Source organism: Runella sp. SP2, from assembly GCF_003711225.1.
Lineage (GTDB): Bacteria > Bacteroidota > Bacteroidia > Cytophagales > Spirosomataceae > Runella.
This window is the reverse complement of record NZ_CP031030.1, coordinates 5,395,628-5,411,142: the sequence shown is the minus strand read 5'-3', so window position 1 is coordinate 5,411,142 and position 15,515 is coordinate 5,395,628. Positions and strand designations below refer to the sequence as shown.

The following is a 15,515-nucleotide window of genomic DNA, read 5'->3' as shown; positions in this document are numbered from 1 at the left end:
AAAGGAGAAACGCTATGGCTACTACAACACAAACCATTCCTCAAAGCCTTATTTACGAAGAGTTTGGCGGTCGTGTCTATTACCGAAAAGGGTATCGTAAAGTATTGCTTGGACTCAAAACGGAAGATGAAATTATGGGAAGTAGTATTTTTCAATCGCTTATTATTCAGGCTTTTGTCTTTTATTTAAAATCCATTTTGCCCAAAAAGAAATTTTGGGTACCTACCAATGAAGCAGGCTTGCATTTATACCGAAGTAAAAATTTTGCAAATGACATTGCCATTGTAGAAAAATCAAAGCTCGTAGAGCCTGTTTCTGATAAATACAATACCGTTCCCCCAAAATTCATCATAGAGGTGGACGTGAAAATTGACGCCAAAGCCGAAAACGAAGAAGAAGGGGGGACGGAAGCGGATTATATTCTTCAAAAATCCCAAGAACTGTTGACTTTTGGGGTAGAAGGTATCGTATGGATTTTGACAAAAAGTCGTCAAATTTTGGTGATACGTACCCACAAAAATGTAGAAGTATATGCTTGGAGCGAAAGTGTTCCGCTGTTTGAGGATTATACGTTTTGCTTGCAACAAATTTTAGAAGACGAAGAAATTTTGCCAAATGATAAGGGTTAAATTCGGATAAACTTCCACGAATCTGTGATTGTAAATGGATGTGCCAAATGCACAGACGCTATTCTTCTACTAAGATGTAGCTCCTCTGGAGCAATAAACATTTTAATGCGTTTCACTTAGGTAAAATACCGAAATGATGGTTTGTAGGAAAAGATTTTTTGTCTTGCTTTTTCTGAGTTTTTCTCCTTGCATTGCCCAAAAAGACACGTCTCACGTACTTTTTATTGGTAATAGCCTGACCTATTCTAATGACATGCCTGCCATTTTACAGCAGATGTTTGAGACTGGTAAAGACAAAAACTACATCCTCTATTCTGCCACTTTGCCAGGAATTACTTTAGAACAACATTTAGAATTACTTCTGAGTAATACTGACGAGAAAGTTTCGACTGGAAGACAATTGGTGCTTGGTAAAGATACTTTTCAGAAAAGGAAATTTGATTACGTTATTTTACAGGAAGCAACCGTAAGAATGCTGATTCCTGAGATAAGGAAACAGTCATTCAGGTGCATAGAACAATTGGATAGCTTAATCAAAGAAAATGGAGGAAAAACAGTACTTTATCAAAATTATCCCATTTACAACTATCCCCATTCTTATTGCCTGCCTGATCCTGTCAAGTTTAAATATGATAGTGATGCTTTCTACTGTAGTGAAGAGTTGTTGAATAGCAAGCAAGAAGTAGAAATTTTAGTGAAAGCTTGTACTGAAATTGGCAACCGAATCGGAGCAAAAATAACCCCGATTGGCCAAGCATTTGAACAATTGAAGAGATTAAACCCTCGGTATGACTTATTAAGTGACGATGGGCACCCTTCCAAAGTTGGCTCTTATTTAATAGCTTCTTTCTTTTATTGGATCATAACTGAAAGATGTTTCAAAAAGACGGGTGAGTTTACGGAAGTGCCTGAGTTTCAAAAACTGGATATAATTGAAGTTTGTGAAAGTTTAAACTGATACGTTTGTATATCGCGAAATGCTTTTGGTCTTAGCGATTTTGAAGTACATCAAGGGCTTAACTTCTCAAAAGCAAGATAAACTACTAATCTCCCAAAATCTCCCTTTCAACAAAATACATTCCTTTTTCTCCGCGATTTTTGATGTCTTTTTTGCCACGGTCGGAGCAAATAAAATGCGCTTTGACCAGCTCGTAGGTATCTTCCGAAATGTTGACTTTGCCAGGAAGACTCGCTGATTCCACGCGAGACGCAATGTTGACAGTATCGCCCCAAAGGTCGAAGGCAAATTTCTTTTCCCCCACAATTCCTGCCACTACTTCCCCCGTGTGAATCCCGACGCGGGCTTCAAAAAAAGGCAAATTTTCGTGGAGTCGTTGCTGTTTTCGGGCTTCGATAAATTCTTGTAGTTCAAGTGCAGCTCGGACAATGCGCACGTGAGCGTCGGAGTCGGGCACAGGTACGCCACCTGCGGCCATGTAGGCATCGCCGATGGTCTTTATTTTTTCAATTTTATTGTTGCCCATAATTCGGTCAAAACGCTTGAAACAATAGTCCAGCTCGGCGACCAGTTCTTGGGGCGGGAGTTTTTCGGCCAAAAAGGTAAAGCCCACAAAATCAGAGAATAATACGCTTACTTCTTCGTAATGTTTTGCTTCGGCGGCGCCGCTTTTCTTGAGTTCGTCGGCGACTTCTTTGGGCAGGATATTGAGCAGTAAGTATTCCGATTTGTTTTTTTCTTCCTCAATAATTTTAGAATATTTTTTGACATTCAGTAGGCTTCGGTAAATGCCAAGAGCTACTACCAAAACCCCTAATACCACCACAATCAGTAAATTTCGTTGGCTTTGTTGAAGTTCGACTTCCGCTTCTTGCCGTCGAAGTTGGTCTTCTTTTTGGGCCAATATTTTCTGTTGGTCGCTGATTTTGAGGGAGTCAATGACTTTGGTAAACGAAACGGAGTCGAGTAGCTGTTTTTGCCGCAAGAGCATCAATTGGATTTTCATTTGCGTCTCGGTCATGAGTTTGAGGCTTTGGTTGCGGACAACAAGCTGCGAATCCAGAAAGTGCTGTTGAACATCCAATGCCTTTTTTTGCGCATCAAGGGCGTCTATTTGAGAGGACAAATTTTGATTTTTCCACTCTAAAAATTGCTTTTCGTTTTCTACCTTTTTCTTCTCTGCCGAAACTTTGTCTTTTTCCTTTGAAACGGCTTCTAACTCTTTATTTTTTTTGTTGCCAAAAAGTCGCCACCCCTTTTTTTTCGTCGTAGCCGAGTCGGTTTTGCTTTTTTGTGCTGCTAAAGGATGGGCAAGTGTCAATACCAATACCAATATCCAAAGACGTCTTTTCATAAATGTGTGGATTACTTGAAGGACTCAAGTGTCGTTTTTAACTGTTCATCTATTGCTTCAATGGCAGTTTGGTAGCCGATTTCAACGATTTTTTCGTACGATTTCCAATCTATGATGCCAAAATTGGTCACATTGGGGTTGATGTAAAGATCGCAGTAAGGCTTGTATTGATTGGCTTTAAAATCACTAGAAATGGTGGTTGATTGAAAAATTACGGACATCATATTGGGGATTCTAGTTCCCGTACTTTGCCCCATAACTCGCCCTTTGAACGCCTGCCACGTACCACCTGATTGGTAATTTTCATTTTTTTGAAGCGTACGTTGCACATTCATATCGACCGAAATTACTTTTCCAACCCCCTGCGCCAGCATGACATCTACAGGCGTATTATTAAAAATTCCACCGTCCACCAGTAAGCCTTCTTCGTCAATCACAGGGGGTAAAATACCTGGCAACGAGATGCTGGCCCGTACGTATTTTCGCAACTTTCCCGCTTGGTGAATCATGGCTTCGGCTTTGGTGAGGTTGCTAGAAATACAATAAAAATTGCGCCACAAATCTTCGATTTCGATTTCACCGCAATATTTTTCTAAAATTTGTTCCACTTTCTTGCCTTTAATGAGCGAGAAGTAGGGAATCAGGTTAAAATCAGCCGTCGGATTTTTGCCTTCTACGTAGATTTTACGCATGACTTTGTCAAGCATTTCGGCAGAATATCCCATGGCAATAAAACTGCCAATGATAGAACCCATGCTCGTTCCTCCCACAAAATCGACGGGAATGCCTCGTTCTTCCAAGGCACGATAAACCCCTACGTGTACGAAGCCCCGCGCCCCACCTCCCGACAGCACCAACCCGACAGATTGACCCATGAGGTAACGTCGAATGCGCTCAACGTCTGAGGGGTTATCTTGTTCTACGTGAAAATGCCGCTGAACTCGCCTGCTTCGTAGCCAACTGGAGGTCTTGGTCGGAAAATCAGCCATGGGAGGATGAAGCAACACCAGCGTTTTGTTGACACTAGAAGAACCCGTGTGTAATAAGGCCATTTCGGCAGCGCTCGGCCCCGAGCCGTATTGACTTTCAGAAATAATCAGCACCTTGTCCGCCTGACGAATGCAACGTTTGGCCCATTCACTGCTGAGGTTGTCGGCCTCGTAAAAAACATAATTGTACTGAGCTTCTTGTTCGTCGAACCAATTACTAAGCAGTCGGTAATTAGCCACGTCCGTTTTTTCTACATTCGCAATGTGTGGGTCGTTGAAGTGCTGGCTAATCCGCTCAATGGATAAATAGGAACAACTTGCCTTTTGGTTAAGTGCTTTGAAAACAGCTTGACAAAATGCTTTTTCGGTAGGAGAATGATGCAAACAAACGAGGGCAACGTTGGTGATTTTGTAGTTCGTTTTTTTGGAAAGATTTTGCCGATTCAGTCGCTCAATAATCAAATTGGTGATATTGAGAACGACTTTGGGCGACACCATGATGATTTTTTCAAAGGCACTTTTACTAATTTTTACCAAAACAGAATCACGGATGGCGATAATGCTTGCACTGCGTGGAGACTCCGTAAAAATACCCATTTCCCCCACAGTTTCTCCTGGCGGAATTTCCCCCAAGGAGATTTCAGACCCATCATCGTTCGGAACGTACGCCCGTAGCCGTCCGCTGAGTACGCCGTATAAACAATCTGCTTCGTCGTTTTTGTGGAATAAAATTTCTCCCCCCGCTACTTCTTTCCATTCCAATAAATCAACAACTGATTCAAAGACATCCATTGGGAGTTCTCCAAAAATACGGGTCAGCGTAATTTGGAGTAATTCGTAGTAAACTGCTTTTTGCATAGTCAAATATATTCCTATCTCCAATGATAGTCAAGAAAAGAGTATATATTTCTGGTAGAGTAAATTGCACTATAAAGCATGTGTTGAGATAAAATCAAATTAGCATAACAAACGCGTAGGTCGTAACTTTGCGCTTTCGCAGATGATTTCGAAAACTCACCAATGACTCACCTACCACTTTCTGAATTAGCCCAACGTTTTAAGGGCGAACTGTACGACGATACAACCATGCGAACGCTCTACGCTACCGATGCGTCGGCGTATCGTGAGATGCCTCTGGCCGTGGCGATTCCGCAGGATATTGAGGATTTAAAAGTGCTCATCCGTTTTGCAAATACCCATAAAACATCCCTCATTCCGCGTACGGCTGGAACGTCGTTGGCGGGGCAAGTGGTTGGAAACGGCATCGTTGTCGATGTATCGCGGACGTTTACAAAGATTTTGGAAATCAACGCCGAAGAACGCTGGGTGCGCGTGCAGCCAGGCGTTGTACGCGATGAGCTAAACATGGCACTGAAGCCGTATGGTTTGTATTTTGGCCCCGAGACTTCTACCGCCAACCGAGCGATGATTGGGGGGATGGTAGGAAACAACTCTTGCGGGTCTAATTCGGTGGTGTATGGCTCCACGCGTGAACATTTGTTGGAAGTGAAAGCGCTACTTGCCGATGGAAGCGAGGTTACATTCGGCCCCCTAGCAGCTAATGGGGGAATTACTTCTTTCCCGACGGATGGATTGGAGGGCGCCATTTATGCAAAAACCTTTGAAATTCTATCTAACCCTGAAAATCAGGAAGAAATACGCAAAAACTTCCCCAAAAAGTCAATTGAACGCCGCAATACGGGCTATGCGTTGGATATGCTATTAGACTCTGCTCCTTTTGGGGGAACGGAGGCTTTCAATATGTGTAAACTGATTGCGGGTTCGGAAGGAACACTTTGTTTTTTGACCGAAATTAAGTTGAACATTATTCCGCCGCCGCCCAAAGCGCAAGGCTTGGTGTGTGTGCATTTCGATACCATCGACGACGCGCTTCATGCCACCCTCACGGCGCTAAAATACAAACCGCAGGCCGTTGAGCTAATTGATAACTATATCTTAGAATGTGCGGCTGAGAATCCCGAACAAAGCAAAAACGCGTTTTTTGTTCAGAAAAAAGCCGATGGCTCGTATCCTATCATTTTGGTGGTGGATGTTTCTCAGGATACCAAAGAGGAAGTAGAACGGGTAGCGGCAGCTTTGATTGAGGACTACAAAAAAGAAGGAAAAGGGTTTCATTATCCGCTCCTCCATGCCGACGACACCAAAAAAATATGGACGCTTCGGAAGGCAGGTTTGGGGCTTTTGGCCAATCTGCCTGGCGATGAAAAGGCCGTAGCCGTGATTGAAGATACGGCCGTGGATGTACAAGACCAACCGTATTTTATCCGTGATTTTAACGAGATTTTGCACAAAAACGGCATGTCAGCCGTGCATTACGCGCACGCTGGCTCGGGCGAAATCCACCTTCGTCCTATTATTAATCTAAAAACCAAGGAGGGCCACCGCCAATTCCGAATGATTGCGGAGGAGATTGCTACTTTGGTGAAAAAATACGACGGTTCGCTGTCGGGCGAGCACGGCGACGGGCGTTTGCGCGGAGAATTTATTCCGCAGATGGTGGGAGAAAAAAATTACGCGTTGTTTAAAGAGCTTAAACGAACCTGGGATCCTAATGCGATTTTCAACCCAGGCAAAATTGTGGATACGGCGCCAATGGATACGTTTTTGCGCTACGAAGCCGACCAACAAACGCCTGATGTTAAAACATATTTCCGCTATCCAAACCAAACCATCCTCCAACACGCTGAGCAGTGTAATGGCTCTGGCGACTGCCGCAAAACGCAGTTGTCGGGTGGAACGATGTGTCCTAGCTTTATGGCTACGCGCAACGAAAAGGATACCACGCGGGCTCGGGCTAACATATTGCGCGAGTTTTTGACGCACAGTCCCCAAACGCCGAATGGGAAATTTAGTGATGATAAAAACAGCTCCACTGGGATGGCGGCTGTCAAAGAAGTATATGATTTGTGCTTGGCCTGCAAGGGTTGTAAAGGAGAATGTCCGTCGAATGTGGACGTTGCCAAACTGAAAATGGAGTTTTTGCAGCATTACTACGATGCCAACGGCGTACCAATGCGTTCGTGGTTGGTGGGTAATTTTTCTAAAATGACGGGAATTGCGAGCTACGTGCCTTGGGCGTACAATTTGGTGTTTAAAAACGCTCCCTTGCGCCGCATTGCCAACCAAATTGTCGGTTTTCACCCCGACCGAACCATGCCGCTGTTGCACAATACTACCTTGAAGAACTGGACAAGTAGCAGAGAGCAAGGGGCAAGGGGCAAAGGACAAGCAAGTGGCAAAGTGTATCTTTTTTGTGATGAATTTACCAATTATAACGACGTTGAGATTGGAAAAAAAGCCATTCAATTGTTGGAAAAATTAGGGTATGAAGTGGTGATACCTGAACACGGGCCGAGTGGGCGTCCGCAGTTGTCGAAGGGGTTGTTGAAAGATGCTAAGAAGATTGCGGAGCAAAATGTGCAGCTACTCAAAGGGTTAATTTCAGACCAAACACCGTTGGTGGGAATTGAGCCGTCGGCTATTTTGACATTCCGCGACGAATATCCTGATTTGGTGAGCGAAAAATTGGTCGAGGATGCCAAACGTTTGGCTAAAAATGCTTTACAGTTTGATGAGTTCATCGCCCGCGAAATCGACGCCAAACGCATTACCAGCAAGCAATTTACCGAAGAACCCAAACGCATAAAACTGCACGGTCATTGTCAGCAGAAAGCCATTGCTTCGATGGTGCCGACGAAAAAAATGCTTTCGTTGCCCAAAAACTACGAAGTACAGTTGATTCCAAGCGGTTGTTGTGGAATGGCAGGAAGCTTTGGTTACGAAAAAGAGCACTACGACTTGTCGATGAAAATCGGGGAGATGGTATTATTTCCAACCGTACGTCAACAACCCGAAGAAGTGATTATTGCGGCTCCTGGCACGAGTTGTCGTCATCAAATTCACGATGGAACGGGCCGTCATGCGCTGCACCCAGTAGAAATTTTGTGGGAAGCATTACGCTAAAACAAAAAATGGCAAACCGAGAATCTCACCGCTACAACCACCTACCCTTGCTTCGGTCAAGACCTGGGGGATTCAGTAGGAGCTGGTAGTTCCGATTTGCCGATGCAAAATTAGGAAATTGTGAAGAGAGATGCAAAAAGTTAATTGTTAATCATTGACTGTTCACTGTTAATTGCTTGATAATTATACTTTTAGATTTTATAAAAATTCGATTTTCTATGGATTATAGGCTAAAAACAATGGACTAACTGATGAAAAAATGGATAGAAGCGGCGCGTTTGCGGACGTTGCCTTTGGCGTTATCGAGTATTCTAATGGGGTGTTTTTTGGCCGCTGCACACCATCAATTTAGCTGGACAGTGGCTATTTTGGCGGTTGTAACCACCATTTGTTTGCAAGTACTTTCCAACTTTGCCAATGACTACGGCGATGCCGTAAACGGAAAAGACACCGATGCGCGGCAAGGGCCTCAGCGGGCGGTACAGTCGGGAGCTATTTCGGCTAGTTCGATGCGAAACGCCGTGATTTTGTTTTCGGTAGTATCGCTGGTGAGCGGAATAGGGTTGTTGTACGAAGCCCTCAAAGATGCTACTTGGCAGTCGTTTTTGGCTTTTTTGGGGTTGGGTATTCTCGCCATTATCGCGGCTATCACCTACACTGCAGGCAAGCGTCCGTATGGTTACGAAGGGCTGGGAGATTTGTCCGTGCTTATCTTTTTTGGTTGGGTAGGTGTGCTGGGTGTGTATTATTTGCATACCAAAACTTTTGATCCAACGTTGTTATTACCCGCTACAAGTTGTGGGTTGTTTGCCGTAGGTGTGTTAAATATTAATAACATCCGAGACATTGAATCTGATACCTTGACGGGCAAGCGTTCGGTACCAGTGCGAATAGGGCGCCAAAAGGCAATTGTGTATCATTGGGTATTGTTGACGGTCGGGATGTTGGCAAGTATTGCCTATTTACTCCTTACCGAATGGACATGGAGTCAATGGGTGTTCGTACTTAGCTTTCCGCTCTTTGTGAGGAATGGTCTTGCCGTTACCCGACTGACAAACCCAAGAGAGTTAGACCCTTACTTAAAACAGATGGCGCTCTCCACATTACTTTTTGTTCTATTATTTGGAATAGGATTTTGGATAGGATAATCTGCTTTTCGGCATAAATATTTTAGGGGTCATGTTGGCTAGGCGTCTAAAAATCGGTAGTTTTGGCAAGCCAATCCCAATATTCATCAAACTTTTTTTACGTATTGCTATGAAGCAACGCTCAACTTTTATGTTTGTTTTTGCCTGTATTATGGCATTTACTCATGTTTTGAAAGCTCAAAAAACTGCCGCGGAGTATTTTGAAGAAGGTGTTAATAAAAGTAAATCAGGCGATTTTGTAGCCGCTCTCCAAGCCTTTAACTTGGCTATCACGATGAGCCCAGAAAACGCCCCTAGCTACTACAACCGCGCCATGGCGAAGGCGAATCTGAAAGACCACCGTGGGGCAATTTTAGATTTTGACCGTTCTATCGAATTAAATCCTAAGTATTCGGACGCGTACCTCTACCGTGGGGCGAGCAAAGCCAAACAAGACGATTTTCGTTCTGCCATTCAAGACTTTTCACGGGCTATTGAATTGAACCCTGACGATCCACAAGGGTATTATCAACGCGGGGTTAACCGTGCTCGCGTAGAAAACTACCGTGGAGCATTGCAAGATTTGAACCGTACGATTGAGTTGGAACCAAACAACGCAGGCGCGCTTTTTGCCCGTGGTACGGTCAAAACAAAATTGGAAGATTATCCAAGTGCTTTGGTTGATTTCTCTCGCGTATTGGATTTGACCCCTAAAAGCCCATCAGCATTGTCAGGACGTGGTTATGTGAAAATTAAATTGAACGATTTTGCGGGTGCCGTAAACGATTACAGCAAAGCCATCGAATTGAAACCAGAGGATGCTGAGTCGTTTTACAACCGTGGTTTTTCTCGTAGTAAGTTAGAGAAATACGAAGAAGCAATTGTTGATTTTGACCAAGCGATTCGTCTTGATCCACAAAACCACCGTGCTTATTATGGACGTGGGTTTAGCAAAAGCAAATTGGGTAACCAACGCGATGCTATCTCTGATTTGAACAAAGCCGTTGATATTAACAACACACCTACTGATACAAAAGTGGTTTATATGGGAAGCATTAGCCGCTCTATTTTAGACCAGCTTCGTGAAGTAGTGCAAGAGAAAAACAAAATCAACGAGCTTTCGACTGAGCGTTCGGAGGCGTTTTTTGCGCGGGGAGTTGGTAAAAACAAACAGGGCGATGGCAAAGGTGCGATTATCGACTTGAACAAAGCAATTGAGTTTAACCCTACTTACGCAGAAGCATATTTTACGCGTGGAATGATTAAGTCTGCCATTGGCGACCAAAGAGGAGCTATCCAAGATTGTACAAGTGCCATCAAATTGAGCCCTAAACACGCAGAAGCATACTACGTGCGTGGGCTTATCAAACACAGCCTTGGCGACGAAAATGGCGGCTGTTTAGACTTGTCGAAAGCGGGAGAATTAGGATATACCCAGGCTTATAAAGTAATCAGCGATTACTGTAACTAAGCGCTTGTACGCAGTTAATCGTGTCGTTAGCTGCAAAAAAACAAAGCCCCATTGAGTTGACCATTGGTCAACTCAATGGGGCTTTGTTTTTAGCCTGCTTCTTTCTGCGAAGATTTGGCTCCTCTGGAGCAATAAATATTTCGATTGCCTGCTTTTTCGCCATTGGCTTCGCAGCGTGTCGGCACCCTTATTGCTTCTCTTTGACCTCGTTTTTACGTATTATTGAATAAATATCCGTTCTTCTGTCTTTTAAATTTCGAACACTTCCAAATTGATTTAATTCCCGTAACATATCAATATCCACATCAGCAATTAAAATCATTTCGGTATTGGGGGTAGCTTCCGCTTTTATTCCATTAGTAGGAAACGAAAAATCGCAGGGGGTAAAAACCATGGATTGAGCATATTGAATATCCATGTTGTGTACTTTCGGCAAGTTTCCTACGCTTCCAGCGATGGCGACATAACATTCGTTTTCGATGGCTCTTGCCTGAGCGCAGTTTCTCACCCTTGAATATCCGTTTTGAGTGTCGGTCAGAAAGGGCACAAATAGAATATGCATTCCTTCCTCAGCTAAAATGCGGCTTAACTCGGGAAATTCCACATCATAGCAAATAAGGATGCCTATTTTTCCGCAATCGGTATCAAAGGTTTTGATGGTGTTGCCGCCCTGCATGCCCCATATCTTTGCTTCATCGGGGGTTACGTGCAATTTTTCGAATCGCTCAATTCCCCCGTCTCTTTTGCATAAATACCCCACATTGTACAGATGATTATCAACGACCTCCGGCATACTGCCGGTAATGATGTTGATATTGTAGGAGATGGCAAGTTCAGAAAAGCGATTCACAATGCGCTCCGTATATTCGGCTAACTTTCTGATGGCTTTTGGTTCGGAGAGATGATTATAATCAGACATCAAAGGGGCATTGAAGAACTCAGGAAACAGGGCAAAATCAGACCTGTAGCCCGATACGGCATCCACAAAGTATTCAGCCTGCTGCATAAGTTCCTCAAAGTTATTGTATAACCTCATTTGCCATTGTATCAGGCCTAATCGGATAATTGACTTTTTAAAGGCCGCCTGATCAGTGATTTTCTCGTAGTAAACATTATCCCACTCCAGCAGTACGGCATATTCGTTGGAGTCTTTATCGCCTTCCAAATACCCTTGCAGGATGCGGGCAGGGTGAAAGTCGTTCGACAATTGAAAATTCAACACAGGGTCGTGTATTTCCTTGTTTCGCACCTTATCAATATACTCTTTAGGAGAAATGGCAGCGGAATAGTTATGATAATTAGGAATTCGGCCTCCAAACACTATTCCTTTAAGGTTTAATTTTTCACAAAGCTCTTTTCGGTAATCATACAAACGCCTTCCCAATCGCAGGCCCCGAAACTTTGGTTTTATAAATACGTCGATTCCGTACAAAACATCTCCTTCGTTGGTATGGGTCTTAAAGCTGTAATTTCCCGTGATTGCTTTGTATGTATGTTTAGAGTCAACTTTTTCGTAGTCAACAATTATGGATAAGGCACACCCAGCCAACTCATTATCTACTCTGATGCCCACTTGCCCCTCGTGAAAAATAGTGATCAAGGTTTTGATGTGATGTTCTTTCCAGTAGGCATTAGGCATACTGGAATAGGTCTCAATCATCATTTCTTTAATCTCTTGGTAATCTTCTGGTTTTAGAAAAACCAACTCAATATTCCCAATTGATTTTAGGTCTTTGTTTGTCTCCATAGTGGATTTCTCTCCGTTTTATCTGCCTTTAGCAGGGAGTAGGTCGTAGATTGGTTTTATGTAACCAATTTGGTTTTTAAGTATTTGATTTGTTTTGTACGCTGATAAAACGCTCATAATTTCGTCGGTGAGCCGTTGGATCATGGGAAGTGGAGTTTTTTGCAGTTTGGTCGCTACAAAAATCTCACTTCCTTTTATTTATGGCAATTGTAGCTGAGTAGAGTAAAATTTTTTAGGTCGCATACAGCCAAAATAATAAAACCCAAAAACTTTTGCCCAACTACGTAACGGCTAATTGTTAAGAACTAACCACGCGCAAGCACTTATTCAAAACGTAAGTGCTTGACCGATTCGCCTGAACTGGCTAGTTCCACCAAGGAGTCGATGCCAAGCTGTAGGTGACGGTTTACAAACTGAGAAGTTACTTTTTTGTCACTCTCTTCGGTTTTTACCCCTTCTGGCACCAGTGGGTTATCAGAAACCAACAACAATGCGCCATGGGGGATTTGGTTGACAAACCCAACGGTAAATATGGTCGCCGTTTCCATGTCAATCGCCATCGCTCTGATTTCGCGAAGGTATTCTTTAAATGTCTCGTCGTGTTCCCAAATTCGGCGGTTGGTGGTATAGACCGTACCTGTCCAGTAATCTAACTCGTGCTTTTTAATCATGGACGACACGGCCCGTTGCAAACGAAAAGAGGGCAACGCAGGAATCTCTGGTCGCATGTAATCGTTGCTTGTTCCTTCGCCGCGAATGGCCGCAATCGGAAGTACCAAGTCCCCGATTTGCGTTTTTTTCAATCCACCACATTTTCCCAAAAACAGCACTGCCTTGGGATTGATGGCCGACAATAAATCCATCACCGTGGCCGCCATGGCGCTGCCCATCCCAAAGTTAATGATGGTGATGTTATCGGCAGTTGCGGTTTGCATGGCACGGTCGCGACCATACACTTCGACCCCGTACTTATCGGCAAACATTTGTACGTAATTGATGAAGTTGGTCAACAAAATGTATTCTCCGAAGACCTCCAGCGGAGTTCCTGTGTAGCGTGGGAGCCAATTTTCTACGATTTCTTCTTTGCTTTTCATTGGTTTTGTGTTGATTTTTGGGGAGAATAGGTTAAAAAAAAGATTTGTAAGATGCCCTTACAAATCCTCCTCTGTATGGTTGAGCTAAATTTGCCCCCCTTTGATTACAAAGTTACGAAAATTGCGGGAAAACCTCATATCTTCGACGTAATTCGGCGTAAGTACCTGCTTATCACGCCCGAAGAGTGGGTGAGGCAGCACGTCTTGCACTGGTTGATAGGGCACCATCAGTACCCAAAATCCTTGATTCGTACCGAAAGTGGCTTGCAGTACAACCAACTTGCTAAGCGTACCGATATTTTGGTGTACGACCGCTCGGGTGCGCCTTTTTTGTTGGTGGAGTGTAAGGCTGTTCACATTCCCCTCACGGATGCCGTCCTCGACCAAGCCATTCGCTACAACGCCGTGCTAAAAGCACCCTATTTGCTGATTAGCAATGGACTCGAACATCTATTGTTTGAAATAAAAGAAGGAGAAGCGAATGCGCTAGAAATAATCCCGCCTTTTGAATGAGGCAATGAACGGTTCTATTGTTTTACCAACTGCTTTCGGATGATTTCGGTAGGCGTATGAACGCGTAATACGTACGTGCCCGAAGGTCCTTGAATAGGAATACTGACGGTGGTTGGAACGACCGACAAGTACTGAAACTTACTGGTAATTAGCTTGCCATTGAGGTCAAAAACTTCTGCCAAAATCTCCATTGGGCGCGGAGCTTTAAAGAGAAGTCGGGCGTCGTCAGTAAAAGGATTGGGCGCTACTTCGACGATTACTTCGTGGATGGGAGTGGGGTCAGCGGCGGTGAGCGTACCGGGTATGTTCATGTCCATCCAAGCGAGGCGCTGCGTGAGCCATTGTTTGAGTTCAAGGACTTCGCCTGCCCAAGTGGATGGAATGGGCGTAGGGTTGGGCCAAACATATTGACCCAAAACGGGCCACCGCTGAAAATTCCGCTGTTGAGCCTCTTGAAGAACGGTCGCCAGTGAGTCGATATACGACATAAGCGTTTCGGTTTTCCAAGCACCTTTGCGCATTCGTTGGTATTCGTCGTTGAGCTCCGAGACATAAGCGGGGTCTTCGAGCATTCGCTTCCAATGAAAGGGTACTTGCCAATTGTCTCTAGGGCAGACGTTTCCAAACAAATACGCCCAGCCGTAAGTAAGTGGTGCTTCACAATAGTCGGCATTCCCAAAGGCCAAGTCGTAGTCCCAAGCGGGACCTGCTTTTATTTTTCCGCCTTTGCTGTCGCGGTCTTTGTGAAAAAACGTACTGATGCGGTAGCCGTCCACGTTGCGGGAGACTTCGTTGACCAAAAAGATGCGCGCAAAAGAAATTCCATCATAAAACCGACGGTAGCCTACTTGAGGATCTCTGAACTGAGTACCATTCAAAGCTGCTTCGGCACTATCTACTTTGGCGATGAGGTAAGCTTTTTGGTTCGGGGTAATTTCGTCAAAATCGGGATATTCGTACAAGTACTGGATGCGGCCACTGTAGTTGACTTTAGAAAACCAACCTATCGACCCGCCCGAACCCGTTGGTTTGTCAACCTTAAAGATATACCCCCCCGTAAGCGCATCGCCGCTGTTGTCTTGGTCAGATAACTTGGTAATGTTCAATCGCCCATTGACCCGTTTGATTTTTTCCATAAGAACATACACCCCTTCATAACGTCCATTAACGATGACTTCGACGAACTGCGTACGGCTGGCATACACCCCCAAATCGCGGGCCATTTTCATGGCAAGGACGTTATGTAAAAGGCTTTTTTCGTTGTAAGAAGCAAACAAAAGCCAGTCTTCTTCCTTGGGCATCCCACACAGCGCAACTTCTTTACCGTCGCCTTTTTCGTCCCGAAATTCAAATCCGTACGATTTTTTTGGGAAAAGCTGAGACGATGACCCGCGAAACTCAATTCCTGCGATGCCTTGATAAACGTTGGCTGCATCTGAGGGGGCTGTTCGTTGGGCAGGGCCGTTGTAAATAATTTTCATTTGCGCGTTGATTTTGGGCGAATCCACAATCAACCGCCCTTGGGTATCAATAATGACAAGGGGCAAATTGGAAGTCACAAGGTTTTGGGCCGACACCACCGCACAAAAAAATAAATTCAATACCATCCCAAGCCAAGTTCTCATAGTTACAATCTTTTTGTTTCAGTT

General features: G+C 44.2%; 11 protein-coding genes. 6 read left to right on the top strand and 5 right to left on the bottom strand.

Annotated features, from left to right (window positions below; genetic code table 11):
- Nucleotides 1-14 precede the first annotated feature (14 nt).
- Nucleotides 15-629 (top strand): hypothetical protein, encoded by a 615-nt coding sequence (locus DTQ70_RS21770; protein WP_122932769.1) that lies wholly within the window; start codon nucleotides 15-17, stop codon nucleotides 627-629.
- Nucleotides 630-882: 253 nt separating this feature from the next.
- Nucleotides 883-1,587 carry a hypothetical protein gene (locus DTQ70_RS21765; RefSeq protein ID WP_164490148.1) on the top strand — a complete coding sequence of 235 codons (705 nt, stop codon included), beginning with the start codon at nucleotides 883-885 and terminating at the stop codon, nucleotides 1,585-1,587.
- A gap of 85 nt (nucleotides 1,588-1,672) precedes the next feature.
- Here DTQ70_RS21765 and DTQ70_RS21760 read toward each other — a convergent pair whose 3' ends face one another.
- Entirely contained in the window at nucleotides 1,673-2,941 is a 1,269-nt protein-coding gene (locus DTQ70_RS21760) for an adenylate/guanylate cyclase domain-containing protein (RefSeq protein ID WP_122932767.1), read from the bottom strand.
- 11 nt (nucleotides 2,942-2,952) lie between these two features.
- Nucleotides 2,953-4,788, bottom strand: a complete 1,836-nt coding sequence (locus tag DTQ70_RS21755; protein WP_122932766.1) for a patatin-like phospholipase family protein — start codon at nucleotides 4,786-4,788, stop codon at nucleotides 2,953-2,955.
- 162 nt (nucleotides 4,789-4,950) lie between these two features.
- Between DTQ70_RS21755 and DTQ70_RS21750 the strand changes: the two genes are divergently transcribed.
- The 3 genes from DTQ70_RS21750 (at nucleotide 4,951) to DTQ70_RS21740 (ending at nucleotide 10,512) form a co-directional block, all read left to right on the top strand.
- Nucleotides 4,951-7,914, top strand: coding sequence for an FAD-binding and (Fe-S)-binding domain-containing protein (locus DTQ70_RS21750; protein ID WP_122932765.1), 2,964 nt, complete (start codon nucleotides 4,951-4,953; stop codon nucleotides 7,912-7,914).
- A 251-nt stretch (nucleotides 7,915-8,165) separates the two neighbouring features.
- Nucleotides 8,166-9,062, top strand: coding sequence for a 1,4-dihydroxy-2-naphthoate polyprenyltransferase (locus tag DTQ70_RS21745; RefSeq protein ID WP_122932764.1), 897 nt, complete (start codon nucleotides 8,166-8,168; stop codon nucleotides 9,060-9,062).
- Between the two features lie 109 nt (nucleotides 9,063-9,171).
- On the top strand, nucleotides 9,172-10,512 hold the full coding sequence (locus DTQ70_RS21740; RefSeq protein WP_122934512.1) for a tetratricopeptide repeat protein: 1,341 nt from the start codon (nucleotides 9,172-9,174) through the stop codon (nucleotides 10,510-10,512).
- 187 nt (nucleotides 10,513-10,699) lie between these two features.
- On the opposite strand, the gene DTQ70_RS21735 is transcribed toward DTQ70_RS21740, so the two are convergent.
- A complete protein-coding gene (locus DTQ70_RS21735) occupies nucleotides 10,700-12,259 on the bottom strand; it encodes a carbon-nitrogen hydrolase family protein (RefSeq protein ID WP_122932763.1) in 1,560 nt (519 codons plus the stop codon).
- Between the two features lie 323 nt (nucleotides 12,260-12,582).
- Nucleotides 12,583-13,353, bottom strand: a complete 771-nt coding sequence (locus DTQ70_RS21730) for an AMP nucleosidase (protein ID WP_028523667.1) — start codon at nucleotides 13,351-13,353, stop codon at nucleotides 12,583-12,585.
- Between the two features lie 51 nt (nucleotides 13,354-13,404).
- On the opposite strand from DTQ70_RS21730, the gene DTQ70_RS21725 reads away from it, so the two are divergent.
- Nucleotides 13,405-13,866: a type I restriction enzyme HsdR N-terminal domain-containing protein gene (locus DTQ70_RS21725; protein ID WP_310588004.1), complete on the top strand. Its 462-nt coding sequence runs from the start codon at nucleotides 13,405-13,407 to the stop codon at nucleotides 13,864-13,866.
- Between the two features lie 14 nt (nucleotides 13,867-13,880).
- Here DTQ70_RS21725 and DTQ70_RS21720 read toward each other — a convergent pair whose 3' ends face one another.
- Nucleotides 13,881-15,491 (bottom strand): CotH kinase family protein, encoded by a 1,611-nt coding sequence (locus DTQ70_RS21720; RefSeq protein WP_122932761.1) that lies wholly within the window; start codon nucleotides 15,489-15,491, stop codon nucleotides 13,881-13,883.
- Nucleotides 15,492-15,515: the final 24 nt, after the last annotated feature.

Coding starts and splice junctions, on each gene's coding strand:
- DTQ70_RS21755 (WP_122932766.1), bottom strand. CDS start 4,788: ATGCAAAAAGCAGTTTACTACGAATTACTCCAAATTACGCTGACCCGT.
- DTQ70_RS21750 (WP_122932765.1), top strand. CDS start 4,951: ATGACTCACCTACCACTTTCTGAATTAGCCCAACGTTTTAAGGGCGAA.
- DTQ70_RS21730 (WP_028523667.1), bottom strand. CDS start 13,353: ATGAAAAGCAAAGAAGAAATCGTAGAAAATTGGCTCCCACGCTACACA.
- DTQ70_RS21760 (WP_122932767.1), bottom strand. CDS start 2,941: ATGAAAAGACGTCTTTGGATATTGGTATTGGTATTGACACTTGCCCAT.
- DTQ70_RS21735 (WP_122932763.1), bottom strand. CDS start 12,259: ATGGAGACAAACAAAGACCTAAAATCAATTGGGAATATTGAGTTGGTT.
- DTQ70_RS21745 (WP_122932764.1), top strand. CDS start 8,166: ATGAAAAAATGGATAGAAGCGGCGCGTTTGCGGACGTTGCCTTTGGCG.
- DTQ70_RS21720 (WP_122932761.1), bottom strand. CDS start 15,491: ATGAGAACTTGGCTTGGGATGGTATTGAATTTATTTTTTTGTGCGGTG.
- DTQ70_RS21740 (WP_122934512.1), top strand. CDS start 9,172: ATGAAGCAACGCTCAACTTTTATGTTTGTTTTTGCCTGTATTATGGCA.
- DTQ70_RS21770 (WP_122932769.1), top strand. CDS start 15: ATGGCTACTACAACACAAACCATTCCTCAAAGCCTTATTTACGAAGAG.
- DTQ70_RS21765 (WP_164490148.1), top strand. CDS start 883: ATGCCTGCCATTTTACAGCAGATGTTTGAGACTGGTAAAGACAAAAAC.
- DTQ70_RS21725 (WP_310588004.1), top strand. CDS start 13,405: ATGCCCTTACAAATCCTCCTCTGTATGGTTGAGCTAAATTTGCCCCCC.